This is a genomic window from Pseudomonas sp. AN3A02 (assembly GCF_011765255.1).
Lineage (GTDB): Bacteria > Pseudomonadota > Gammaproteobacteria > Pseudomonadales > Pseudomonadaceae > Aquipseudomonas.
In genome coordinates this window covers 833,005-857,052 of sequence record NZ_JAARNI010000001.1, presented here as the reverse complement: position 1 = coordinate 857,052, position 24,048 = coordinate 833,005, and the positions used below count along the sequence as shown (strand labels likewise).

The 24,048-nt window shown below is 60.9% G+C and carries 18 protein-coding genes and 3 pseudogenes; 6 read left to right on the top strand and 15 right to left on the bottom strand.

The window, feature by feature from the left end; translation table 11 throughout:
* The first annotated feature begins 36 nt into the window (after positions 1-36).
* Entirely contained in the window at positions 37-1,362 is a 1,326-nt protein-coding gene (locus HBJ59_RS04065) for an APC family permease (RefSeq protein ID WP_167662828.1), read from the top strand.
* A gap of 100 nt (positions 1,363-1,462) precedes the next feature.
* Positions 1,463-1,735 carry a type B 50S ribosomal protein L31 gene (locus tag HBJ59_RS04060; protein ID WP_076015621.1) on the top strand — a complete coding sequence of 91 codons (273 nt, stop codon included), beginning with the start codon at positions 1,463-1,465 and terminating at the stop codon, positions 1,733-1,735.
* 25 nt (positions 1,736-1,760) lie between these two features.
* Here the strand turns inward: HBJ59_RS04060 and HBJ59_RS31970 are convergent.
* From HBJ59_RS31970 to HBJ59_RS04040, 6 genes and pseudogenes are all read right to left on the bottom strand, one after another.
* A pseudogene (locus HBJ59_RS31970) lies at positions 1,761-2,087 on the bottom strand (sensor histidine kinase); the annotation flags it as partial.
* A 402-nt stretch (positions 2,088-2,489) separates the two neighbouring features.
* A pseudogene (locus HBJ59_RS31965) lies at positions 2,490-2,573 on the bottom strand (hypothetical protein); the annotation flags it as partial.
* Between the two features lie 156 nt (positions 2,574-2,729).
* A pseudogene (locus HBJ59_RS31960) lies at positions 2,730-3,053 on the bottom strand (response regulator transcription factor); the annotation flags it as partial.
* A gap of 116 nt (positions 3,054-3,169) precedes the next feature.
* A complete protein-coding gene (locus tag HBJ59_RS04050; protein WP_167662826.1) occupies positions 3,170-4,975 on the bottom strand; it encodes a DAHL domain-containing protein in 1,806 nt (601 codons plus the stop codon).
* On the bottom strand, positions 4,972-5,901 hold the full coding sequence (locus HBJ59_RS04045; RefSeq protein ID WP_076015695.1) for a cytochrome-c peroxidase: 930 nt from the start codon (positions 5,899-5,901) through the stop codon (positions 4,972-4,974). The genes HBJ59_RS04050 and HBJ59_RS04045 overlap by 4 nt, the downstream gene beginning before the upstream one ends.
* A gap of 84 nt (positions 5,902-5,985) precedes the next feature.
* The gene (locus HBJ59_RS04040; RefSeq protein WP_167662825.1) at positions 5,986-7,860 is read right to left on the bottom strand and encodes a GGDEF and EAL domain-containing protein; all 1,875 of its coding nucleotides are present in this window, start codon (positions 7,858-7,860) and stop codon (positions 5,986-5,988) included.
* 257 nt (positions 7,861-8,117) lie between these two features.
* Here HBJ59_RS04040 and HBJ59_RS04035 point away from each other — a divergent pair, with 257 nt between their 5' ends.
* Entirely contained in the window at positions 8,118-9,464 is a 1,347-nt protein-coding gene (locus HBJ59_RS04035) for an HD domain-containing phosphohydrolase (RefSeq protein WP_076015618.1), read from the top strand.
* A 48-nt stretch (positions 9,465-9,512) separates the two neighbouring features.
* Positions 9,513-9,923 (top strand): NUDIX domain-containing protein, encoded by a 411-nt coding sequence (locus HBJ59_RS04030; protein ID WP_167662824.1) that lies wholly within the window; start codon positions 9,513-9,515, stop codon positions 9,921-9,923.
* Positions 9,924-10,188: 265 nt separating this feature from the next.
* Here the strand turns inward: HBJ59_RS04030 and metR are convergent, their stop codons facing one another.
* Positions 10,189-11,106 (bottom strand): transcriptional regulator MetR, encoded by a 918-nt coding sequence (metR, locus tag HBJ59_RS04025; protein ID WP_017480097.1) that lies wholly within the window; start codon positions 11,104-11,106, stop codon positions 10,189-10,191.
* 383 nt (positions 11,107-11,489) lie between these two features.
* Between metR and HBJ59_RS04020 the strand changes: the two genes are divergently transcribed.
* Both HBJ59_RS04020 and HBJ59_RS04015 read left to right on the top strand, forming a co-directional pair.
* Positions 11,490-12,509: an alpha/beta fold hydrolase gene (locus HBJ59_RS04020; protein ID WP_076015616.1), complete on the top strand. Its 1,020-nt coding sequence runs from the start codon at positions 11,490-11,492 to the stop codon at positions 12,507-12,509.
* Positions 12,510-12,571: 62 nt separating this feature from the next.
* Positions 12,572-13,228, top strand: coding sequence for a DsbA family oxidoreductase (locus HBJ59_RS04015; protein ID WP_167662823.1), 657 nt, complete (start codon positions 12,572-12,574; stop codon positions 13,226-13,228).
* A gap of 838 nt (positions 13,229-14,066) precedes the next feature.
* Here HBJ59_RS04015 and HBJ59_RS04010 read toward each other — a convergent pair.
* The 8 genes from HBJ59_RS04010 to HBJ59_RS03975 form a co-directional block, all read right to left on the bottom strand.
* Positions 14,067-14,831, bottom strand: coding sequence for an ABC transporter ATP-binding protein (locus HBJ59_RS04010; protein ID WP_063032874.1), 765 nt, complete (start codon positions 14,829-14,831; stop codon positions 14,067-14,069).
* 13 nt (positions 14,832-14,844) lie between these two features.
* Positions 14,845-15,963 (bottom strand): succinylglutamate desuccinylase/aspartoacylase family protein, encoded by a 1,119-nt coding sequence (locus tag HBJ59_RS04005; protein ID WP_167662822.1) that lies wholly within the window; start codon positions 15,961-15,963, stop codon positions 14,845-14,847.
* 9 nt (positions 15,964-15,972) lie between these two features.
* Positions 15,973-16,683 carry an ABC transporter permease gene (locus tag HBJ59_RS04000; protein ID WP_076016567.1) on the bottom strand — a complete coding sequence of 237 codons (711 nt, stop codon included), beginning with the start codon at positions 16,681-16,683 and terminating at the stop codon, positions 15,973-15,975.
* Positions 16,680-17,408 carry an ABC transporter permease gene (locus tag HBJ59_RS03995; RefSeq protein WP_076016568.1) on the bottom strand — a complete coding sequence of 243 codons (729 nt, stop codon included), beginning with the start codon at positions 17,406-17,408 and terminating at the stop codon, positions 16,680-16,682. Before HBJ59_RS03995 ends, HBJ59_RS04000 begins: the two co-directional genes overlap by 4 nt.
* A 57-nt stretch (positions 17,409-17,465) precedes the next feature.
* On the bottom strand, positions 17,466-18,245 hold the full coding sequence (locus HBJ59_RS03990) for a transporter substrate-binding domain-containing protein (RefSeq protein WP_076016569.1): 780 nt from the start codon (positions 18,243-18,245) through the stop codon (positions 17,466-17,468).
* Positions 18,246-18,668: 423 nt separating this feature from the next.
* Positions 18,669-20,303 carry an ATP-dependent DNA ligase gene (locus tag HBJ59_RS03985; RefSeq protein WP_167662821.1) on the bottom strand — a complete coding sequence of 545 codons (1,635 nt, stop codon included), beginning with the start codon at positions 20,301-20,303 and terminating at the stop codon, positions 18,669-18,671.
* On the bottom strand, positions 20,300-21,304 hold the full coding sequence (locus HBJ59_RS03980; protein WP_167662820.1) for a ligase-associated DNA damage response exonuclease: 1,005 nt from the start codon (positions 21,302-21,304) through the stop codon (positions 20,300-20,302). Before HBJ59_RS03980 ends, HBJ59_RS03985 begins: the two co-directional genes overlap by 4 nt.
* Positions 21,305-21,503: 199 nt before the next feature.
* Positions 21,504-23,945, bottom strand: a complete 2,442-nt coding sequence (locus tag HBJ59_RS03975) for a penicillin acylase family protein (protein ID WP_167662819.1) — start codon at positions 23,943-23,945, stop codon at positions 21,504-21,506.
* Positions 23,946-24,048 lie beyond the last annotated feature (103 nt).

Here is a 24,048-nt window from a genome sequence, read left to right as displayed (position 1 = left end):
CTGCCATAAATCTAATAATCGCGCGGAGAATCGCTCATGGCTCGTTTGCAACGCACCCTGTCGTTAGGGTCGGTGGTGCTGTTTGGCATCGCCTATATGACACCGATCATTGTCCTGGGCACCTTCGGTATCCTGGCGCAATCCACCGCCGGGATGGTCCCGGCCGCTTACCTGGCCGCGCTGGTGGCGATGTTCTTCACCGCCATGAGCTACGGCCGTATGGCCTCGGCGTTCCCGGTGGCCGGTTCCGCCTACAGCTACGTGCGCAAGGCCATCAGCCCCAAGCTCGGGTTTATCGCCGGGTGGGCGGTGTTGCTCGACTACCTGTTCCTGCCGATGGCCATCTGGCTGATCGGCGCAGCCTACCTGCATTCGGCCTTCCCGGCGGTGCCGCAATGGGTCTGGGTACTGGCGTTTATCGGGGTCACCAGCGTGATCAACATCATTGGCCTGAAACTCGCCAACGGCATCAACGCCTTGCTGATGCTGGTGCAGTTCCTGGTGCTGATCGCCTTCGTCGCGCTGTGCATCCACTACATCGGCGGTGATGCGAGCAAGCCGCTGTGGACCGTCACTCCGTTCTTCAACGGCCAGATGCAAATGCCGTTGATCATGAGCGGCGCGGCGATCGCCTGCTATTCGTTCCTGGGCTTTGACGCGGTCAGCACCCTGACCGAAGAAACCCGCGACCCTCGCCGCACCATTCCCCGGGCGATCATGCTGATCACCCTGATCGGCGGGCTGATCTTTGTCGGTGTGTCGTACTTCGTGCAGATCGCCCATCCATCGTTCGAATTTACCGACGTGGATTCCGCAGCCTACGAGATTGCCCGCAACATTGGCGGCGACCTGTTCGTGTCGATCTTCCTGATCGGCCTGATCGTCGGCCAGTTCGCCTCGGGTTTGTCGGCCCAGGCCAGTGGTTCGCGGTTGCTGTTTGCGATGGGCCGCGACGGGGTATTGCCCAAGTCGTTCTTCGGCACCTTGCATGCGCGCTTTGGTACGCCGGTGAACAGCATCCTGCTGTGCGCGGTGGTGGCGTTACTGGCTCTAAAGCTGGACGTCACCACCTCCACCTCGTTCATCAACTTCGGCGCCTTCCTGGCTTTCAGCCTGGTGAACCTGTCGGTGATCTTCCACTACTGGATCGGCCCCCAGCAGCGCGGGTTGCGGGAGTTGGTGTTGTTCCTGGTGTTCCCGACCATCGGCCTGGTGGCGGATTTGTGGTTGATGGTCAGCCTCGATCACCTGGCGATTTACCTGGGCCTGAGCTGGCTGGCGATTGGCCTGGTGTACCTGGGTTTCCTGACGCGGGGCTTCTCCCGGCAGCCACCGGAAATGGACTTTCAGGAAGCCTCATAGAAGTTCGGGGTCTATTCTTATTGCAATTGGTTCTCGTTTGGGTGCATCATTTGTGTTACTGTATAACACTTAATGTTCACCCAGACGCCCCGGAGGCCTTATGAAACCTGGTATCCACCCCGACTACCGCACCGTGTTGTTCCATGACACCGCCGCCGACGTTTTCTTCCTGATCGGTTCCACCGTGGACACCGACCGCACGCAAAAGCACAGCGACGGCAACACTTACCCTTACGTGCTCCTCGACGTGTCCAGCGCCTCGCACCCGGTGTACACCGGGCAGCAGCGCAAGACCCAGTCCGAAGGCCGCATCGCCGGCTTCAACAAGCGGTTTGCGTCGTTTGGTTCGAGCCCGAAGAACGCCGAAGCCTGAGCCTGTCCCCTGTAGAGGTTTGCCTTTACAGGGGATCTGTCGTCTGGCGAATCGGCAACACCACCCGAAACGTCGTGCCTTTGCCGACTTCGCTGTTCACCGAAATAGTCCCGTGATGCTTCTTCACAATCCCATACGACAGTGACAACCCCAACCCCGTCCCTTCGCCCACCGGCTTGGTGGTGAAGAACGGATCGAAGATTTTCTGCACGCTCTCCGGCGCGATTCCGCAGCCGGTGTCCGCCACTTCCAGCCAGACCTTGTCGCCCTCCACGCCATTGCTGAGGGTGATGGTGCCGCGTTCCGGGCCCATCGCCTGGGCGGCGTTGATCACCAGGTTCATCACCACCTGATTGAGCTGCGAGGCCAGGCATTCAATGTCTGGCAGCACCTGGAAATGCTTGACCACATCGGCCTTGTACTTGAGTTCGCTGGCGACGATATTCAGGGTTGAGTCGATGCCGTGTTGCAGGTTTGCCCACTGCCATTTCTCGTCGTTGTCGACCCGCGAGAAATCCTTCAGGTCCTTGACGATCTGCGCCACGCGACCAATACCATCCTTGGATTCGAGAATCAGAATCGGGATGTCCTCCTTGAGAAACTCCAGGTCCATTGCCTTGCGTAGGCTTTGCAATTGCGTCAGGCATTCGCCGGGTGCGAGGGCTTCTTCGGCCTGCCGATAGGCGTCGAGCATCTGCTGCAACTGTTTGAAGTAGCCGTCCAGGGTGCTCAGGTTGGAGGAGATGAAACCTACCGGGTTGTTGATTTCATGGGCCACCCCCGCCGCGAGCTGGCCCAGGGACGCGAGCTTTTCCGACTGCACCAATTGGCTTTCCAGTTGCTTGCGTTCATCGATTTCCAGCTGCAGCGCCTGGCTGGCCAAGGTCAATGCCTGGGTGCGTTGCTCCACCAGATGTTCCAGGTGACTGGTTTGCAGGGACGCACGCCGGGCCATGTCCCATTTGGCGGCGAGGGTGTTGGCCATCTGTTGGACTTCGATGTTGTCGAAAGGCTTTTTCAGGATCAGCAGGCGGTCATGGGCCTGCAGGCGAAACAGCAGTTCTTCCCAGGAGTAATCGGAGTAGGCGGTGCACACCACCACTTGCAGTTGCGGGTCGACTTTCCATAATTCTTCGATGGTTTGCGCGCCGTCCCAGCCCTGGGGCATACGCATGTCGACAAAGGCCAGGGCGTAGGGGCGCTCTTGTTGCGTGGCCTGGCACAGCAGCTGCAATCCTTCCTGGCCGCCGTAGGCCGAATCCAGTTCAAAAGCCTGGGCCTGGGGTTTGACGCTGGCGCCAAACAGGGCCGTTTCCATCTCGTCCAGTTCCAGGTTCGCGTCCACGGGCGGCATCAGAATCTTGCGAAAGTCTTCATGAATCGACGGGGTGTCATCGATCAATAAAATGCGCCGGTTGGGTGCTTGATTCATGCTCATGTCCGTGCGGGTTCCAGTGGAATATGCAGGGTGAACAGCGCGCCTTTGCCCGGGCCGTCGCTGTGGGCGGTGAGGCGGCCCTTCATTTCCAGGGCGGCCAGGGCGCAGCTGTGCAGGCCAAAGCCGTGGCCTTCCTTGCGGGTGGTAAAACCGTGGGTGAAGATTCGCGTCATGTTTTCCGCGGGTATGCCTTCGCCTTCGTCCTTGACGCTGATCTGCAAGGTCCCGTCGTCCAACGGCATTACCGTCAGGGTCATTTGCCGGGTGCGATCGGTGAGGTTGGACATGGCGTACTTGGCGTTGCTGATCAGGTTCACCAGGATCAGCAGCAACCGATGCTTGTCGGCCATGATCTCGGGGACGTCGTGGTAGTCCTTGACCACCGTCACATGGTGGCGGCTCAGGGCCCCGGAATTCATGCGCAGGGCATCTTCCATCAACGCGCTGATATGCACCGGCTCCAGCAGCGTGGATGCGCCGGCGTAGGACTGCTGGGTGGAAACAATATCCTTGATGTGGTCGACGCTTTTGCTCAGTTGCGCCAGTTCCTCGGTGAGGCCCTGCTGTTCAGTGGCGATGGCTTCGACCAACTGGTTCAGGTAATCGGGCAGCAGCTTGCCTTTTTCATCCTCGGTGAGGAAGGTGCCCAGGTCGCGGCGGTGTTCATTGATCAATTGCATGGCCTTGCCCAGCCCCAACGCCTTGCTGGTGCGCAGCTTGCGCGTCACCAGCTCGGCCGAGATATTCACGCTGTTGAGCACGTTGCCGACGTTGTGCAGCACGTTGGTCGCAATTTCCGCCATGCCGGCCTGGCGGGCGCTGTCCATGAGTTCACTTTGGGCATCCTTGAGTTCCCGGGTACGTTCCTCGACACGTTGCTCAAGGCTTTCGTTGACCACATGCAAGGCCCGGTTGACCCGGTTGATCTCGGCGAAACTGCGCAACAGGCGAATCGCCAGGTACAGCAGCAGTGCCACCAGCAAGGTGGAAAACACCAGCAGGTAGCGATGGTATTTCTGGTCGAGCAGGTCAGACGCGGTCTGGTCCTGATTGAGCTGGTTGGTGAGGTCGTCCAGGCGTTCGGCCAGCGGCACGGCGGCGATGCGTTCGAGCAGGTCGTTGACCAAGGGTTGTTCCCGCAGGATCAGCGCAATGTGATTGCTGAGAATTTCCACCGGCACCTGGAACGACTCGGGCAGGCTCAGTTTATTGATCGCCAGCGTGTTCAGGCCCACCAGAATGTCGGCGGCCTTGTCGTCGCTGGTCACCTGGGCGAATTCGAGGCTGCTCAGGAGCACGTCGTAGGTGTCGGTGGCGATGCTTTGCTGGAGCAGTTTGTCGGCGTTGGTGAGTGCCAGGAACTGCGCCTGGATATCGTCTTCGGCGGTGGGCAGGAAGGCAAGGGAGTTGCGCAGCACGGCGTTATGGGACTTGAACTGGTCCACCAGCCGGGCTTTTTCGTCGATCGCCTGGCGATAGGCGTCCTGGCCGGCCTGCCAGCGGGCGGGGTCTTCGTGACGGTGCTGCGATTCGCGCTGCTCAAGGCTGACCCACAGGCGGTTCATCTCGGTGAGGGGCGCGACCAGTGGGTCGTAGTTGTGGGTCAGGGCAATCCGGGCCTTGAGTACTTCACTGTCCCATTGTGAGTTCAGTTGCTTGATTTCGCGGATCAGGTCGCGGGATTCGGTGTAGGTGCTGGTCTTGTCGCTCGATGACTTGAGGTACAGGAATACCAAAGTCGAGGCGAGTATCAGGGTCATGGCGCTGAGCATGAATTGGGTGGCGCGGCGGGAGAGCCTCATAGTGGTTTGCCTGCCCATTCGCCGGTCAGGGTTTTCAGGAACAGCACGATCAGGGTCTTGTCTTCAGCCGAGGGAATGCGCCCCAGCTGGTACTTGAACATCACGTCGACGGCTTCTTCGAGGGTCTTGGCCGAAGCGTCGTGAAAGTACGGGGCGGTGACCGCCACATTGCGCAGGCTGGGCACCTTGAACACGTTGCGGTCTTCCTCGTCCTTGGTCAGCAGGTAGCGTCCCAGGTCGGCTTCGGTGGGGTTGCCACGGGCCTTGAAGTAGTCATCCATCACGCCGAATTTCTGGTACATGTTGCCGCCGATATTGGCGCCCTGGTGGCAGGCGATGCAGCCGTACTCCTTGAAGCGCTGGTAGCCGTATTTTTCCTTGAGGGTGAGGATGTCGGTGTTGCCTTGCAGGTATTGGTCGAAGCGCGAATTGGGCGTGAGCAGGGTACGTTCATAGGTCGCCAGGGCATTTTGCACAGTGGCGGGCGTGATGCCGTCGGGGTAAATCTGCCGGAACGTCGCCTGGTAGTGAGGAAGTGCCGACAAGGTCTGAATCACGGTTTTCCAGTCGTTGCCCATTTCCATGGGGCTGGTGACCACTTGTTCGACCTGTGCCTCCAGGGTGTCGACCCGTGCGTTCCAGAATTGCTTGAAGTTCAGGCTGGCGTTGAACACGGTCGGGGTGTTGAGCGCCACCGGCTTGCCGTCGAACCCCAGGGAAAACGGCTGATTGTCGACGCCGCCGGTTTGCAGGTCATGGCAGCTGGCGCAGGACTTGGTGTTGTTGACCGACAGTTGTGTTTCATTGAACAACTGGCGCCCCAGCTCCACCGTTGCCGGATCCAGTTGCGGTATTGGCGGCAGCGACTTGAGTGGTTCGTCCAGCGGCGCGGCCATCACCGGCAGGCAGGTCGCCAGCCAAAACAGCGTGGCGAGCCCGGGCGCCCGTGAAGACCGGTGAACGTAGCGTGGCGTGGCGTCGCTCAAGCGATGATTCCTTGGGGCAGAACGTTATTGGCTGGGCATCAGGGTGCGTCGCCCGGCTTGCATGAACTGGGCGAATTCATCGGCGGCCACCGCCTTGCTGAACAGGAAGCCCTGTCCTTCTTCACACTGGTGGGCCTTGAGGAAGTTCAGTTGCTCAACGGTCTCCACGCCTTCGGCAATGATGTTCAGGTCCAGGCTTTTACCCAAGCTGATAATCGCGCTGATCAGTTGCGCGTCCTGGGTGTTTTTACTCAAGCCACGAATGAACGACTGATCGATTTTCAGCACATCAATCGGAAACCGCCGCAGGTAGCTGAGGCTGGAATAGCCGGTGCCGAAGTCATCCACCGCCAGGCGTACCCCCATGGACTTGATCGCCCGTAAGGTCACCAGGGTGTCTTCGACGTTTTGCATCAGCACACTTTCGGTAATCTCCAGCTCCAGCAAGCCCGGCGCGAGGTTGGTGCGCTCGAGGATGGCGGCCAGGTTGGCGATAAAATCCCGCTGGCGAAAATCGATGGCCGAGATGTTCACTGAAATACAGATCGGAGCCAGGCCGGCTGCATGCCAGGCTTGCGCTTGCTCGCAGGCCTGGCCCAGCACCCATTGGCTCAGGAGCACGATCAGGCCGCTGTCCTCGGCCACCGGGATAAAGACCGACGGGTAGATCCAGCCGTGACCGGGCTGGTACCAGCGAATCAGGGCTTCCGCACCGACGATTTGCCCACTGCTCAAGTTCAGTTTCGGCTGGTAGTGCAGCATAAACTCGTTGCGTTGCAGGGCCAGCCGAATCGCGGTCTCCAGGCTTTGCTGTTCCTGGGCGCGGCGGTTCATGTCATCGATGAAAAAGCTGAAGTCATTCGGGCCATGATCCTTGGCGGCGTGCATGGCAGTTTCGGCTTTCTTGATCAATTCCACGGCGCTGAAGCTGTCGTTGGGGTAAATGCTGATGCCCAGGCTGGCGGTGACGCTCAGGTCGTGGCCGGCGACGTAGCGGATGTGACTGACGGCCTTGAGGATTTTTTCAGCGATGTGCTGGGTTTGCTGAGGATGATGAACGTCGTTGAGGATCAGCACGAACTCGTCGGAGCCGTAGCGAAATACCGAGTCTGACTCGCGCACCGTCGCCACCAGGCTTTGGCTGACTTGCTTGAGCACTTCATCACCCACCGGGTGGCCCAGAGCGTTATTGATGCGCTTGAAGCGGTCCAGGCCGATAAACATCACCGCCAACTGGGTGTCATGGCGCCGGCAAGCGGCGATGGCCTGGGTCAGCCGGTCCCCCAGCAGCGTGCTGTTGGGCAGGTCGGTGAGGGCGTCGTATTGCAGCAGGTGCGAGACCTTGAGCAGTTCCTGCACCCGTTCCTCCACCGTACGCTCCAGGCCCATCAGCTTGAGGGCAGCATCCTGTGCAAGCTGCCATTTCCAGGTCAGGGCACTGGCCATCTGGCGGATTTCGAGGTTGTCGAAGGGTTTTTTCAGGATCAGCAGTTGGTCGTCGTATTTGAGGCGCGCTTCGATGGCTTCGAAGGAATAGTCGGAGTAGGCCGTGCACAAGGCGATTTGCAGGTGGGGGTCGACAGCCCACAGTTGCTCGATGGTCTCCAGCCCGTCCCAGCCCGGCGGCATGCGCATGTCGATGAAGACCAGGGCGTAGGGAGTGTTGGCGGCCAAGGCCTTGGTCACCAGGTCCAGCGCTTCCTGGCCTTGGTAGGCCGAGTCCAGCAGGAACGTCTGGCGTGCGGCCGGGGCGGTACCGAACAGGGTCTCTTCGATGCTGTCCAGGGATTGGCCGCCGTTGGGGTCGGCTTCGAGGATTTTGCGGAAGTCTTCGTGGATCGACGCGGTGTCGTCGACGATCAGGATCCGCCGGTTGGCCCTCGCGGAGCGCGGGTTCACGAGCGGTTCCGGGACGCGCTCAACTGCATATTCTGGCGCATATGGCTTCCTTACCTTAAGTGCATCGGTAAACAGGGGCGGTCATGGGCTTCTTGCCACAAGCATAGTTGGCTCCCTTGAATAAGTCGGCCAGTTGGCGTCAAATCAACGCCAGTACCCCCGCATTCATCTAGCGCTCAATGCTCCAGCAAGTACAGCGATTGATGACGACGGGCGCGCAATGGTGCAATTTTGTGTCATTGAAAGGAGGTGTCGCCATGGACGAGCAACTTGCTACGACTGCCCCCTACACCCCCACGATTTTGCTGGTCGACGACGAAGAGTCGATCCTCAATAGCCTGCGCCGTTTGCTGCGAGGCCAACCCTATGACGTGCTGCTGGCCGGCAGTGGCGCCCAGGCCCTCGAAATCATGGCCGCGCGGCCCATCGACCTGGTCATGACCGACGCCCGCATGCCGGCCATGGACGGCGCGATGCTGCTGGCCGAGACCCACCGGCTGTACCCGGCCACCACGCGCATCCTGCTGACCGGCTACGCCGACATGAGCATGATGATCAAGGCGATCAATGAAGGGCAGATCCACCGCTATATCAGCAAACCCTGGAATGACGAGGAAATGCTCCTGACCCTGCGCCAGTCTCTGGAGCACCAGCATTCCGAGCGCGAGCGGCTGCGCCTTGAGCAACTGATCCGGGAGCAGAACGACCAGTTGAAAGCCCTCAACGCCACCCTGGAAAAACGCGTGGTGGCGCGCACCTCCGAGCTGCAGCAGACCGCCGACATGCTCGACCTGGCCTACGATGAACTCAAACGCAGCTACGTAACCGGCACCGAGGTGTTTTCGCTGCTGGCCAACCTGCGGCTGCCCAAGGAAAAACAGACCAACCGCCAACTGATCGAACTGATCCGCGTGTACTGCAAGTTCCACCCCATGGACGAGGCCAGCGCACGCGACCTGACCATGGCCGCCGCGCTCTACAACATCGGCAAGTTAAGCTGGAGCGACAGCATGATGGTCTCTCCCAGCGACCTACTGCACAGCACCGACCGTGAGCGTTATCGGGCGTATCCGACCCAGAGCGAATCGTTGCTGATGACCCTGGAACCGATGAAAGACGCGGCACGCTTGATCCGCCATCACCAGGAACGCTGGGACGGTACTGGCTTTCCCGACCACCTCAAGGGCGATGCGATTCCGGAGGGCTCGCGGCTGTTGAAGCTGGCAGTGGATTTCATCGAACTGCAACGCGGCTTGATCCTTGAACGGCAGATGAACAGCGATGAAGCGCTGATCTACATCCGCAAATACGCCGGGCGCCTGTACGACCCGGAGATGGTGGAGGACTTCATCCAGGCCTGCGCCGCGTTCCTCAGCGACGTGACCCTGGGCGATCCTACGGTGAAAGTCCTGACTACCCGCGAACTGGCCGAAGGCATGGTGCTGGCGCGCAACCTCAACGCCGACAACGGCATGCTGCTGCTCAACGCCGGCAAGGTGTTGAACCTGCCGCTGGTGGACAAACTGATTGCGTTCGAGGCCATGGAAGGCGCGAAGTACAGCGTGTTTATCAAGGAGCCGGATGAAGCGCTGCTTTCGGGTTGAGGCTGGTTCATGGGATCCTTGCACCTTTGTATTCAAGGCAACCTTTCCATGACCTCCACCATTCGCATCGCCGCCGCCCTGCTGATCGGCAGCGACGGCCAGACCCTGCTGGTACGCAAGCGCGGCACCCAGGCCTTCATGCAGCCAGGCGGCAAAATCGACGCCGGTGAGCAACCTGCCGAGGCTCTGCTCCGTGAGCTGCACGAAGAACTGGGCCTGCGGATTGACCCGGCGGCAGCGGTGTACCTGGGCCAGTTTTCGGCCCCGGCGGCGAATGAGCCGGGGTTTGTGGTGCAGGCCGAGTTGTTCCAGGTGCACATCGACGTGGCGGTGACACCGGCTGCCGAGATTGAAGAAGTGCGCTGGATCGACCCGGCCGGCGACGGCGATTTGCAGCTTGCGCCGCTGACTCGGGATTTGATTCTGCCGTTCTACCGCGCCTCGCTGATCCCAGCCTGATCCGGGATTAGGGGGCTTGTCTGTGGTGAGTGGGGTTGCCCTGTGGTGAGGGAACCTTTGTGGCGAGGGGCTTGTCCTGTGGTGAGTGGGCTTGTCCTGTGGCGAGGGGGCTTGTCCCCCGTTGGAGTGCGTAGCGCTCCCGCTTTTTTTGGGGCCGCTACGCAGCCCAACGGGGGACAAGCCCCCTCACCACAGGACAAGCCCCTCACCACAGGACAGGCCCCCCTCACCACAAAGGCCCCTAGCCACAGGGAACCGCTACACGTCAGCGTACGGCGCTGACGCCGTCCAGGGTCGAAAACGAAGTGTCCTTGGCCGTCAGCAAAAAGTCGCGCATGTACGGCGCATCCAGCATGTCGGCGCGAATCCCGGCGTACAGCGTGGCGAACAAGCCTTTCTCTCCCAGCCGCTTGGCCTTCACATAACCCCGGGAGCTGTATTCATGCAGCGCCCAATGGGGCATGCCGCACACGCCACGACCGCTGGCCACCAACTGCATCATCATCACCGTCAGTTCCGAGGTGCGTACCTGGGCCGGTTCCACGTCGGCCGGTTCCAGGAAACGGGTGAAGATGTCCAGGCGATCCCGCTCCACCGGGTAGGTGATCAGGGTTTCGCTGATCAGGTCTTCGGGCACGATGTACGGCTTGTTCGCCAGCGGGTGCTGATTGGCCACGGCGAGCATGGCTTCGTAGGTGAACAACGGCACATAGGTGATGCCCGGCAGTTCCAGCGGGTCGGACGTCACCACCAAGTCCAGGTCGCCACGGGCCAGGGCCGGTAACGGCGCGAAGGCGAAGCCGGAGGCCAGGTCCAGTTCCACTTCTGGCCAGGCGTCGCGGAACTGGTCGATGGTGGGCATCAGCCACTGGAAACAGCTATGGCACTCGATGGCCATGTGCAAACGCCCGGCCGTGCCACCGGCCAGGCGTGCGATGTCGCGTTCGGCGCCGCGCAGCAAGGGCAGGGTGGCGTCCGCCAGTTGCAGCAGGCGCAGGCCGGCGCTGGTGAAGCGCAGTGGCTTGGTTTTGCGCACGAATAACTGCATGCCCAGGCGTTCTTCAAGTTCCTTGAACTGGTGGGACAGGGCCGATTGCGTCAGGTGCAAGCGCTCAGCGGCTTCCACCAGGCTGTCGGCTTCGCGCAAGGCGTGCAGTGTCTTGAGATGGCGGATTTCGAGCACGGGGTCTCCATGAATATAACTTGTGACAAATTCGGATCGGTTGAGTTTGTCTCATGTTGTTATGCCTGTCGACCGTCGTGCTCAAGTTCGGGGGGACCTTCACGCTCGGTCAGCAGCAACGCCAGTTAGCACGTCCCGGCGGGGCGTGCGCCGTTAGAGGTGTGACCGGGTTGAGAACTGCCTCCAACGGCAGGAGTTGCTCGGCACTCAGTTGCCCTTGGGCTTCGGCCAGTTGTCCGCAGTGCGGGAGCAGGCTTTGATAGAGAGGTATCGAGACGACCATTGAGCGGCAGTCACGAAATTGTCACGCAACTGTGGCAGCGCGCTTGTACAAAGTTCATCAGACTCGCGCTCTACTGGGGTTCTGCGTTTCGGTGTTTTTCATGCGCGTGTTGTTTTTCATGGCCGCTCTCTTGTTCGGCCTGCCGTCCTTTGCGGCTTCTCGATGTGATGTAAATGTGCCGACCCAACGGGTCGATCTGGAACAGGTAAGCCTGGCCTACCAGAGCATTGGTCGCGCCTCCGACCCGGCCTTGTTGCTGGTGATGGGCCTGGGCGGGCAGTTGATTCACTGGCCGGACGAAGTGGTGGTGGCCCTGTGTGAGCAGGGCTTTCGGGTGATTCGCTATGACAACCGTGACGTTGGCTTGTCTACCTGGCGCCAGGCACCGGCCAGCGCCAACCTGACGTTCGAAGTCCTGCGCTACAAACTCGGCCTGCCGGTGGCGGCGCCCTACACGCTGACGGACATGGCCGACGACGCGTTGGGCTTGATGGACGGCTTGCACATCCAGCAATTCCACGTGCTGGGCGCGAGCATGGGCGGGATGATCGCCCAGCACCTGGCGGCCATGGCACCGCAACGGGTGGAAAGCCTGACCCTGATCATGACCAGCTCCGGCGCCGAAGGCCTGCCGGCACCGAGTGCGGCGTTGGTGCAACTGTTGTCACGGCGCAGCGCGCCCAATCGTGAAGTGGCCCTGGAACAACAGGCCGACCTGCTGGCGGCGCTGGGCAGTCCTTATGTGAAGGATGATCGCAAGGTGTTGCTGCAGCAGGCGGCGCAGTCTTACGACCGGGCGTTCAACCCCGAGGGTGTGAAGCGCCAGATCATGGCGATCCTCGCTGAGCCCAGCCGGGTGGCGCTGCTCAACCAGCTGCGGGTGCCGACCCTGGTGGTGCATGGCACGGCCGACCCGCTGTTGCCGGTGATGCATGGCGTGCACTTGGCGGCGCATATCCAGGGCAGCCAGTTGCGGCTGATCCCGGGGCTGGCCCATCGGTTTCAGGAGGCGTTCAAGGCGCCGTTGCTGGCGGCGGTTTTGCCCTATTTGCAAGCGCATCGTGAGGACGCGGCGCATTGGGCGCAGATCGACCCGGTGGTACCTGCGAAGGTTTTGTAAGGGCTTGACGGGGTGTATCGTGGGACCTTTCCGGCGTTTAATGCCAGCGAGGTTGCCTAGTCATGAGTACTCCCCTGAAGATCGATTTCGTCAGCGACGTGTCCTGCCCCTGGTGCATTATCGGCCTGCGTGGTTTGACCGAAGCACTGGACCAACTGGGCCCGGAGGTGCAGGCCGAGATTCATTTCCAGCCTTTTGAGCTGAACCCGAACATGGCTGCTGAAGGGCAGAACATTACTGAGCACATCACTGAGAAATACGGCTCCACTGCTGAGCAGTCCCAGGCTAACCGGGCGCGGATTCGTGATATGGGCGCGGCGTTGGGGTTTGCGTTTCGTACTGATGGGCAGAGTCGTATCTACAACACGTTTGATGCGCATCGTTTGTTGCATTGGGCGGGGCTTGAGGGGTTGCAGTACAACCTTAAGGAAGCGCTGTTCAAGGCGTACTTTACGGATCAACAGGACCCGTCGGATCACGGGACGTTGGCGGGGATTGCCGAGGGTGTTGGGTTGGATCGCGTACGGGCTGAAGCGATTCTGGCCTCGGATGAATATGCCGCCGAGGTGCGGGAGCAGGAGCAGTTGTGGGTGTCTCGCGGGGTGACTTCTGTGCCTACGATCGTGTTTAACGATCAGTATGCGGTGAGTGGAGGGCAGCCGGCTGAGGCGTTTGTCGGGGCGATTCGGCAGATTATCAGTGAGGGGGGCAAGGGCTGATCGGTGTACATATCCGTTTCTTCGGTAACGGCTGCCTATGGTTCCGCTCTTACAGCGGGTCACTTTTGAAAAGCGCAAAAGTAACCAAAACGCTCTGCCCCGCCTGTCGGCGCCTCGCCTAGGCTCGGCGTACCCTCACTCCGGCATTACTCCGCGGGCCGCCGCGACGGGCCATCCATGGCCCGGCGCGGCTAAACCGGCGTCCTGCCGGTTTACCCGCTCCGCAATACCTGCGTTCGGCCTCGGGCTGAATGGGGCAGTCAGATCAAAATCAAAAGCAGATCAAAAGCAGAGCACAGCGGCCTACAGGCCGGCTTGAGTGTTAGAAGCAGAGGCAAGATCGAGAGCGAAAGCAGAGCTGCTTTTCTGTGGGAGCGGGCTTGCTCGCGAAAAACCTGAGAACGCCGCGTTGAATCAGGATGCCCGCGTCATCGTTAACGACCTTCGCGAGCAAGCCCGCTCCCACATTTGGACCGTGCCCGCTTTAGCTGTTGCTGTTGCTTCACCACACTCAAGCCGGCCKGTAGGCCGCTGTGCTCTTGATCTGCTTTTGATCTTGATCTTAGGCGCCCCGTTAAACCACGCTGGCCGAACGCAGGCAGTACGGAGCGGGTAAACCGGCAGGACGCCGGTTTAGCCGCGACGGGGCAGGGACGCCCCGTCGCGGCGGCCCGCTTCGTGCTGCCGGAGCTGAGGGCACACCGAGCCCAAGCGAGGTGCCGAGTGGTGGGGCAAGAGCGTTTTGCTTACTTTTGCGCTGTTCAAAAGTGAGCCGCTGTAAGAGCGGAACCATAGGCGGCCGTTACCTAAATAACGGATATGCCCCCACCCCTACCGGCTACTTCAAATTCCCACTCAAAAACTGCTGCAACCGTTCGCTCTTCGGATTACCCAGCACATCCTCCGGCGCACCCTGTTCCTCCACCAACCCCTTGTGCAAAAACAGCACCTGGCTCGACACCTTGCGGGCAAAGCTCATCTCATGGGTCACCATGATCATCGTCCGGCCTTCCTCGGCCAACCCCTGGATCACCTTCAACACCTCACCCACCAACTCCGGATCCAGCGCCGAAGTCGGCTCGTCAAACAGCATCACCTCCGGCTCCATCGCCAACGCCCGGGCAATCGCCACCCGCTGTTGCTGGCCCCCCGACAAAAACGCCGGATACTGATCCGCCACCCGCGCCGGTAACCCAACCTTGTCCAGATACCGACGAGCGCGGTCCTCGGCGTCCTTCTTGCTGCAGCCCAAGACCCGGCGCGGCGCCATGGTGATGTTCTCCAGCACACTCATATGGCTCCACAAGTTGAAATGCTGAAACACCATCGCCAACCGTGTACGCAGGCGCTGCAACTCCGCATCATCCGCCACGCGCATCCCATGGCGGTCACTGACCATACGAATCTGCTGACCATCCAGCGTCATCGCGCCATCATTCGGCTGTTCAAGAAAGTTGATGCAACGCAAAAAGGTGCTTTTGCCCGAGCCGCTGGCGCCGATCAAACTGATCACATCACCGGTCTTGGCCTTGAGCGAGACACCTTTGAGCACCTCATTGTCGCCATAGCTTTTATGCAGGCCTTCAACGGTCAATTTGTACATGGGGCGTGCATCCTCAAGGCGAAAGTAGGTAGCCGCTGCGATAGGCTTCAGTGCCCGCGACATGGGCGATGACCATCCCGGCAGTGGCCATGCGCCGCAGCGAACGGGCGTAAAGCAGGCCGGCATTGCGGCAATGCACCGGCGTTACGCGGTCAGAAATAGGGTCGATGATTTCGGCGATCAGTTGCCCGGCTTCCACGTATTCCCCAGGCAGGGCGCTGAACACCAGCAAACCGCCCACCGGTGTGGCCACCGGCTCGACGCCCGCCAGCGGTGTGGCGGGGTAGGGCAGCGCCGGCAACGGTGCAGGCTCGCCGCTGATCGCGCCGAAGTGAATCAGGTAATCGATGATCGCCTGGCAGTCGAGGCTGGCCAGTCCGTGGTTGACGTCGCCCTGGCCGCGCAACTCGACGGTGACGGAAAAGCTGCCCATCGGGATCGGGAAGCGCTCGCCAAAGCGTTGCTGCAATTGCCACCACACCAGCGTGAAACACTCATCGAACGACTGCCCACCGGAGTCGGTAGCCAACAGGCTGGCTTCGGAGCCGATATAGCGCGCCAACGGCTCCACCCGGGGCCACGCTTCGGGAGTGGTGTACAGGTGCGCCACGGCTTCGAAGTCGCAGTGCAAGTCCAGCACCATGTCGGCATCGCAGGCCAGGCGTTGCAGCACCAGGCGCTGGGATTCCAGTTGCGTGACGGGTGTTTGCGCTGCCAGGGCCATGGTAAGTGCGTCGCGAATCAGTTCGACGTTGTGCTGTGGATCATCCCCCAGCAGTTCTTCAACCTGATTGCCGACGTCGTCGCTCAGGTCGACAAACAGGCGATTGAAGTTCTGCCCGCTTTCCAGCTCGTAGCGGCCCAAGGGGATGTCCATCAAAACCTGTTCCAGGCCGGTCGGGTTGGCGATGGGCACCAGCACGATCTCGCTGCGCAGGCGGTCGGCCGCTGCCAGCTCCGCCAGGCGCACTTTCAAGTGCCAGGCCACCAGCATGCCCGGCAACTCGTCAGCGTGCAGCGACGACTGGATGTAGACCTTGCCTTCAGCCTGCTCCGGCCCGAAGTGGAAGCTGTGGATCTGCCGCGCCGTGCCCGGCACCGGTGCCACGAGTGGGTGAATCTGATGACGCATGAAGGCTCCTTAGTGGCTGGGGCCGAGAAAGGCCAGCCAGCGACGCTCCGCCAGACGAAACAGACCGACCAGAGCAAAGGTCACGGTCAGGTAGATCAGCGCAGCGATACCGAATGATTGAAAGGTCATGTAGGTGGCCGAGTTGGCGTCCCGGGCGACTTTCAGGATATCCGGGATCGTCGCGGTGAAGGCCACCGTCGTCGAGTGCAGCATCAGGATCACTTCATTACTGTAGTACGGCAGCGAGCGGCGCAGGGCCGACGGCATGATCACGTAGGCATACAGTTTCCAGCCGCTCAGGCCGTAGGCTTTTGCCGCTTCGACTTCGCCGTGGGCCATGCTGCGGATCGCCCCGGCAAAAATCTCCGTGGTGTAGGCGCAGGTATTGAGGGCGAAGGCGAGGAGGGTGCAGTTCATCGCATCGCGAAAGAACGCATCCAGTACCGGCTGCGCGCGAACCGCCGCGATGCTGTAGATCCCGGTGTAGCAAATCAGCAGCTGGATATACAGCGGTGTGCCGCGAAACAGGTAGGTGTAGAACTGCACGGGCCAGCGTACCCAGCGATTGCGCGACACCCGGGCGATGGACAGCGGGATCGACACCAGGAAGCCGATGAAGATCGAGGCGCTGAGCAGCCACATGGTCATGGCCAGGCCGGTGATGTGCTGGCCGTCGCTATAAAGGAAGGGGCGCCAGTATTGTTGGATAAGTTCGATCATCGCACTGCCTCCCGGGAGCCTGCGGAGTAGCGCCGTTCCAGGTAGCGCAGGACGAAGTTGGACGCGCTGGTGATCAACAGGTAGATAAACGCGGCGATCACCAGGAAATAGAACAGCTGATAGGTGCTCTTGCCGGCATCCTGTGCGGCCTTGACCAGGTCGGCCAAACCGATGATCGACACCAGGGCCGTGGCCTTGAGCATCACGCACCAGTTGTTGTTAATGCCCGGCAGGGCGAAGCGCATCATCTGCGGGAAGGTCACGAAGCGAAACCGCTGGCCACGCGTGAGTCCGTAGGCCGTGGCGGCTTCCAGTTGGCCACGGGGCACGGCGAGGATCGCACCGCGGAAGGTCTCGGTGAAATACGCACCGTAGATAAAGCCCAGGGTGATCACCCCGGCGCTGAATGGGTCGATCTCGATGTAGTCCCATTCCATAAAGTCGGTAAAGCCGGTCAGCCACATTTGCAGGCTGTAGAAAATCAGCAGCATCAGCACCAGGTCGGGCACGCCGCGAATCAAGGTGGTGTAGATCTGTGCGGGAATCCGCACGAACGCCAGGCTGGACAGTTTGGCAGTGGCGCCGAGCAAGCCCAGCAACACGCTGACGGCCAGGGAAAACACCGACAACTTGACGGTCATCCAGGTGCCTTGCAGCAACAGCGGGCCGAAACCCTTCAAGCTAAAGGCACTGAGCCCCAGGGTTTGCAAAAGATCTTCGAACATAAATCAGGACCTATGGCGATAAAAAAGCGCCCCTCCAGAGGAAGGGCGCCCCAGGCATTATTTGCCGCTGTACAGGTTCAGATCGCCAAAGTGTTTCTTCTGGATGGTGGCGTAGGTGCCATCATCGTGTAACGCTTTGATACCTTTATCCAACAAGGCCTTGAGGTCTTTGTTACCTTTTTTGATACCGACCGCAGTTTTGGACGGCAGCAGTGGATCGTCGATGGCCTTGCTGACTTCATAACCAGCGCCGGCTGGCGACTTCAAAAAGCCCAGTTCGGCTTGCAGCATGTCCTGTACGGAAGCGTCCAGGCGGCCGGAAGTCAGGTCGGCGTACACCTGGTCCTGGTTGGCGTAGGCCTTGGTGGTTACACCGGCCTTGTCCAGTACGGCCTTGGCGTAGGCTTCCTGGATGGTGCCTTGCTCGTAGCCAACGCTTTTGCCCTTGAGGGACTCAGGCGTGGAGAAGTTCGCGCCCTTTTTGAACACCAGGGAAGTCGGGCCGGAGAACAGCTCGTTGGAGAAGTCGATTGCCTTTTCACGGGCTGTGGTGACCGTCATCGACGAAATCACGCCATCAAACTTGTTGGCATTGAGGCCTGGAATCATGCCGTCGAAATCACTTTCGACCCACTTGCACTTGACCTTCAGCTCGGCACAGATGGCATTGCCCAAGTCGATATCGAAGCCCACCAGGCTGCCATCAGCGGCTTTTGACTCAAACGGCGCGTAGGACGGATCGACACCAAAACGCAATTCCTTGTATTCCTTGGCCAGCGCGGAACCGGCGGCCATGCACAGAGCCAGTGCAGAAAGGGTCAGCAATGCTTTTTTCATTATGTAATCCCTGGAAACCAAGATAAGCGCTTGTGGCGCGGTTAGGACTGTTACTGAACGGTGTCAGACCTGACTCAAGTAGCAATTTCTGCACCATAGTTCCGAATGGTCGTTTTAAAAGGTGAGATTAAGGAGTTGTGTCGGTAGGAAATGCCCGAAAATGGGCATTGATAATTACGCGCACTATTTTGAAGCGCATAAGGATTTTAAATCTGGGAGCAATTGTCTTGATGTGCTCGTTCCAACGCTCTGCGTGGGAATGCCGCCCGGACGCTCTGCGTCCAACGGGCAACGCACGGTTCAAGTCTTGCGCAGTGGTGACGCGGGGTGTCACGGGATGCATTCCCACGTAGAACGTGGGAACGATCGCTCAAGCGGGCTTGCCCGCTCCCACATTGATCGGTGGTGTTCGTGAGAGGCGTGTCAGGTCAGTAAATCCTGCAAGGTCGCCAGGTTGTCGGCGTCCTCTACCGACTTGTCCTGGCGCCAGCGCAACATCCTCGGGAAACGCACGGCAATTCCGCTCTTGTGCCGCTTGGACAGGGCGATGCCCTCAAAGCCCAACTCAAACACCAGGCTGGGCGTCACGCTGCTCACCGGGCCGAATTTCTCCACGGTGGTCTTGCGGATGATTCCGTCGACCTTGCGCATTTCTTCATCGGTCAGCCCCGAATACGCCTTGGCGAATGGCACCAGCGTGCGTTCGCTGCCGGGCGGTCCGTCCCATACGGCGAAGGTGTAGTCGCTGTATAGGCTGGCGCGCCGGCCATGGCCGCGCTGGGCATAGATCAGCACGGCGTCGACACTGAACGGGTCGACTTTCCACTTCCACCACACGCCCATGTCCTTGGTGCGGCCCACGCCGTAGAGGCCATCCCGGGCCTTGAGCATCATGCCTTCCACGCCCAGGCTGCGGGAGGCTTCACGTTGTTCCGCCAAGGCCTGCCAGCTGTCGCCGGTCAGCAAAGGCGACGCCCGCAACGTGGGCTGGTCGCAGTCGCTGATCACCTGTTCCAGTTGTGCCCGACGCTCGGCCTGGGTGTGGTTGCGCCAGTCGTCGCCCTGGTGTTCCAGCAGGTCATAGGCCAGTACCGCGACGGGGGCGTCTTCGAGGATTTTCTTGCTCAGGGTTTTGCGGCCGATGCGCTGTTGCAGCAGGGCGAATGGTTGCACCGAGCCCTTCCATACCACGATTTCGCCGTCGATCACCGTGCCATCCGGCAGGCTGTTTTCCAGCTCATGAAGTTCCGGAAAGCGGTCGGTGACCAGTTCTTCGCCCCGGGACCAGATCCACAAGCGGCCTTCGCGCTTGACCAGCTGTGCGCGGATGCCGTCCCACTTCCATTCCACTTGCCAGTCAGCGGGGGCGCCGAGCAAGGCATCAAATTGCTCCACCGGTTGCGCCAGGCCATGGGCGAGAAAAAACGGATAAGGCTGCCCGCCGCGTTGCGCATGCTCGTCGGACGATTCGGCGGCAATCAGTTTCAAATAGCCTTCGGCGGTCGGACGGTTGGACAGGTCGGTGTAGCCCACCAGGCGCTGAGCCACGCGTTTACTGTCGAGCCCGGCCATGGCGGCCAGGGCGCGGGTGACGAGCAACTTCGATACGCCAACCCGGAAGCTGCCGGTGATCAGCTTGATGCACAGCATCAGGCTCGGTTGATCCAATTGTGCCCACAACGCAGGCAGGCGTTCGGCCAACTCTTCTGGCGGCAGGCCGCGCAAGGGCAGAAGCTTTTCTTCGAGCCACACAGCCAAACCGTCGTTGGAGGTGTGGGGCGATTCCGGTAACAGCAGGGAAATGGTTTCCGCCAGGTCGCCTACCGACTGATAACTCTCTTCGAACAACCACGGTTCAATACCGGCGGCTTCGGTGGCCATGTCCCGCAGCAACCGCGTGGGCACCAGTTGCCGCGGGCGGCCACCGGATAAAAAGTACACCGCCCATGCGGCATCTTCCGCTGGCGCTTGTAGGAAGTAAGCCTGCAAGGCCGCGAGTTTGGCATTGCTGGAAGTGGTTGCGTCGAGGTTGGCGTACAGCTCGGCGAAGGCTTTCATGACGCGGCTTCCTCTTCGTCATCGCCGTATTCGGTGGTGAACCCTTGCGCGTCGAGGCCCTTTTCCCGCAGGTGTCTGACCAATACGCCCACAGAACCGTGGGTGACCATCACTCGCTCAGCGCCGGTTTGCTCGATGGCCCACAACAGCCCAGGCCAATCGGCGTGGTCTGAGAGCACAAAGCCGCGATCCACTCCGCGCCGCCGGCGGGTGCCGCGCAGGCGCATCCAGCCGCTGGCGAAAGCGTCGCTGTAGTCGCCGAAACGGCGCATCCAGGTGCTGCCGCCGGCCGAGGGCGGGGCGATGATCAGGGCTTGGCGCAGCAAAGGGGCGGTCTTTTTGAAGTCACCGGCGTAGAGGGTTTCGGGGATATAGATGCCCGCTTCGCGGTATACCCGGTTAAGGGGTTCGACCGCGCCATGGCTGAGGATCGGGCCGATGCTGGCGTCGATGCCGTGGAGAATCCGCTGAGCCTTGCCGAAGGAATAACAGAACAGCACGCTGGCCTTGCCGGCAGCGATATTCGCCTGCCACCAGTCGTTGATCCCGGCAAAAATCTGCGCCTGGGGCTGCCAGCGGTAGATCGGCAGGCCGAAGGTCGATTCGGTGATAAAGGTATGGCAGCGCACCGGTTCAAACGGCGCGCAGGTGCCGTCGGGCTCGACTTTATAGTCGCCGGAGGCGACCCAGACTTCACCCTGGTATTCCAGGCGCACTTGGGCGGAGCCGAGTACATGGCCGGCGGGATGGAAGCTCAAGTTGACGCCGTGATGGCGCAGGGTTTCGCCGTAGGCCAGGGTTTGCAGGTTGATGTCTTGGCCCAGACGCGAGCGCAGGATGCCTTCGCCGGGGGCGGCGGCCAGGTAGTGTTGATTGCCGGTGCGGGCGTGGTCGCCGTGGGCATGGGTAATGACCGAGCGTTCAACCGGGCGCCAGGGGTCGATGTAGAAATCCCCAGCGGGGCAGTAGAGGCCTTCGGGCCGGGCGATAACAAGGTCCATGGGCGTGCCGTGGAGGTGGGCTTGTTAGTTATGAGGCGGGGGCGGGTGGAGAAGTTCTATCGGAATGCACGCAATCAAATGTGGGAGCGGGCTTGCTCGCGAATGCGGTGTGTCAGTCAATATATCTGGTGACTGATCCACCGCATTCGCGAGCAAGCCCGCTCCCACAGTTTGATTCGGTTTTGTCAGGTATATCGGGTTATTTACCCGGTACCAACGTCAACCGCGTCTTCCCATACACCCCGTCAAAGTTCTGCGGCTGCATCGGGAAGCTCAGGTATTGCGCCTTCAGCCACGGGTCGATGCCATTGGCATAGTTCGGGCTGGCCGGGTTGCCGGATTGGCCGATGCCGCCTTGGCCCATCATCGGTTCCACCTGGCCGAAGTCGACAATCATCCGCAGTGCCGGCACCTGGGTCGTGTCGAAACTCTGGCCCCAGCTATACGGTGCGCTGTTTAGCGTGTTGTGATCGCCGCCCGCTGCCAGTGGGCCGCGAATGTTCTGGCCGCTGGTGTTTTTCCAGGTGTAGCTGTGCAATTTGCCCCACTGCCAGGCCTTGTGATCGGCGCCCAGTGCGCTATCGCCTGCGGTGATTGCGGCGGCCAGGCTGCGGGCCAGGATCACCGGTTTGTCGGTTTTCTGCCCGGTGCGCGCATCATTCCAGAACGGGCTGTCTTCGCGCCCCAGCAAGTGGTCGGCCACCGCCGAGTACGACAGGTTGGCGTTGCCGATAAAGGCTTTCCAGGTGGCGCTGTTTTCCGGACCGAGTTCGTCGAGGAAAATTTGCTTGGCGCTTTCCTGCAGGAACAGTTCATAGATCGCTGCGTCGGCAGAGGTGGAGACGAGACGGCCATCGAACGCCATCAGGCGACCCAGGGCTTCCCGCGCCTTGGTCTGGTCTGCCGCCGGCAATCCATCGATCGCCTGTTTCAGCGGCTGGGCCATGCCCGGCGCCTGGAACATGCTCTTGAGCTTGGCAGCAAACGTGGTGGTCTGGTCGTACTGCATGGCGATCATGCTGCGGCTGTCGTGCTTGCCGCTGCCGGCCAGTTGCGCGATACGTTCGGCACGTTCCGGCGCGGCCCAGGAGTTGGACAACTGCATGCCGTAGCCGCGCGGAATGGTGCGCTGGTTGGCGGTACCGATCCAGCCTTGGGCCGGGTCCTGATCGTAAGGGTGCAGCATCGCGTCGGCGTAGCCATCCCAGTCAAAACGCCCGTCCCAGCCCGGCGACGGCACCAGGCCTTCGCCTTCACGGCGGTTCGGGAAGCGCCCGGTCACTTGCCAGCCGATGCTGCTGGCATCGGCGAACACCATGTTCAAGGCAATTGCGCGAATTTCCCGGGTGGCGTCAGACGCTTTACCGGCGGTTTGCGCGCGGGACAGGTCGAAGAACGCGTCCAGGCTCTTGTCGTCCTTGAAATCGGCGGTCTGCAAGGCCAGGCCGTAGCCGCTGCTCAGCGACTGGGCACTATTGAGCAATGGCCCGTGGCGGGTTTCATACACGGCTTCACGAATCGGCCGCTGGCCCTTGGCGAAGTAGGTTTCGTTGCGCACGATGGCCGGCAGCCATTTGCCATTGTTCTCGTAGTACAGCGCGTTGCCCTGGCGCTTGACCTTCTCCAGGAACACATCCTGGGTGTCGCCCGAGACCTGGCTCATGCTCCACGCCACCTTGCCGTTGAAGCCGGAAAGCAGGGTTGGCAGGCCAGCGATCGAAACGCCGGCGGCCTGGTATTTCGGCGAGCGGATCTGCACGTAGTTCCACAGCGACGGCGCCTGCATCGAGGTCGACAGGTCATTGGCCAGCAGGCTTTTGTTGCTGCGGCTGCGCTGCGGGCCGATCGCCCAGTTGCTGGAGCTGGAAGTGCCCAAGGTGTTCAAGGTGCCGAGGTGTTCGCTGAGATTGGTCAACGCGGCGAGGCCCGGGATCTGGCTCAGGTTGATGCCCTTGAGCTTGTCGGACTCGGCCACCGGCAACGGTTCATCCGGGTAGCTTGGGGTCAGCCAGGCGAGTTTGTCGGCGCCGACTTTCTGCGCCAGCACCAACGAGGACAACTCTTCCTGCAAGTTGGTCGACTCGCTGAAATTCAGCAGGCAGAACAGCAGCGCCGAATCTTCCGGCTTCCAGTATTCAGGCTTGTAGCCGGTCTGGGCCAGGTCTGGCGGCAGCTTGTCGCGGTAGCGGAACAGGTAGGCGTTGACCCCGCGCGCATACACCTCAAAGAAGCGCTTGAGGCGCGGCGACGAGGCGTTATACAGCTCGCCGGCGCTCTTGCGCAGGTTGACCGCCCGCATGAATCGGTCGACATCCAGCACTTGCGGCCCGGACATTTCCGCCAGGCGGCCCTGGGCCAACAGGCGCAGGGTGACCATCTGGGTGATGCGGTCGCTGGCGTGCACATAGCCCAGGGTGAACAGCGCATCGTGGAAGGTGCTGCTTTCAATCAGCGGGATGCCCTGGCTGTTGCGGCGCACGGAAACGTTCTGCGCCAGGCCCTTGATGGGCTGCACGCCGGAAACCGCAGGCAATGTGTCCTGGGTGCTTTGTAACTGGCAACCGGCCAGGCCCAAGGCACTGGCAATGGCCGCGGCAACGCCGAACCGGGGAAGAAAATGTGAGAGGGCTGGCGAGGCCATGGCAAAGCTCCTGCGGGGGGTAGCGTCAGTAAAGGCGCTACGTTAGTGAGCGCGGCGAAACGACGCAAGCGGGAGGCGATGCTTATTTCAGGATTTGCGTAAG

What these genes read in the sequence shown, in the direction of transcription:
- HBJ59_RS04065 (WP_167662828.1), top strand. Translation starts at nt 37, where the DNA reads ATGGCTCGTTTGCAACGCACCCTGTCGTTAGGGTCGGTGGTGCTGTTT.
- HBJ59_RS04060 (WP_076015621.1), top strand. Translation starts at nt 1,463, where the DNA reads ATGAAACCTGGTATCCACCCCGACTACCGCACCGTGTTGTTCCATGAC.
- HBJ59_RS04050 (WP_167662826.1), bottom strand. Translation starts at nt 4,975, where the DNA reads ATGAGGCTCTCCCGCCGCGCCACCCAATTCATGCTCAGCGCCATGACC.
- HBJ59_RS04035 (WP_076015618.1), top strand. Translation starts at nt 8,118, where the DNA reads ATGGACGAGCAACTTGCTACGACTGCCCCCTACACCCCCACGATTTTG.
- HBJ59_RS04030 (WP_167662824.1), top strand. Translation starts at nt 9,513, where the DNA reads ATGACCTCCACCATTCGCATCGCCGCCGCCCTGCTGATCGGCAGCGAC.
- HBJ59_RS04020 (WP_076015616.1), top strand. Translation starts at nt 11,490, where the DNA reads ATGCGCGTGTTGTTTTTCATGGCCGCTCTCTTGTTCGGCCTGCCGTCC.
- HBJ59_RS04015 (WP_167662823.1), top strand. Translation starts at nt 12,572, where the DNA reads ATGAGTACTCCCCTGAAGATCGATTTCGTCAGCGACGTGTCCTGCCCC.
- HBJ59_RS04010 (WP_063032874.1), bottom strand. Translation starts at nt 14,831, where the DNA reads ATGTACAAATTGACCGTTGAAGGCCTGCATAAAAGCTATGGCGACAAT.
- HBJ59_RS04005 (WP_167662822.1), bottom strand. Translation starts at nt 15,963, where the DNA reads ATGCGTCATCAGATTCACCCACTCGTGGCACCGGTGCCGGGCACGGCG.
- HBJ59_RS04000 (WP_076016567.1), bottom strand. Translation starts at nt 16,683, where the DNA reads ATGATCGAACTTATCCAACAATACTGGCGCCCCTTCCTTTATAGCGAC.
- HBJ59_RS03995 (WP_076016568.1), bottom strand. Translation starts at nt 17,408, where the DNA reads ATGTTCGAAGATCTTTTGCAAACCCTGGGGCTCAGTGCCTTTAGCTTG.
- HBJ59_RS03990 (WP_076016569.1), bottom strand. Translation starts at nt 18,245, where the DNA reads ATGAAAAAAGCATTGCTGACCCTTTCTGCACTGGCTCTGTGCATGGCC.
- HBJ59_RS03985 (WP_167662821.1), bottom strand. Translation starts at nt 20,303, where the DNA reads ATGAAAGCCTTCGCCGAGCTGTACGCCAACCTCGACGCAACCACTTCC.
- HBJ59_RS03980 (WP_167662820.1), bottom strand. Translation starts at nt 21,304, where the DNA reads ATGGACCTTGTTATCGCCCGGCCCGAAGGCCTCTACTGCCCCGCTGGG.
- HBJ59_RS03975 (WP_167662819.1), bottom strand. Translation starts at nt 23,945, where the DNA reads ATGGCCTCGCCAGCCCTCTCACATTTTCTTCCCCGGTTCGGCGTTGCC.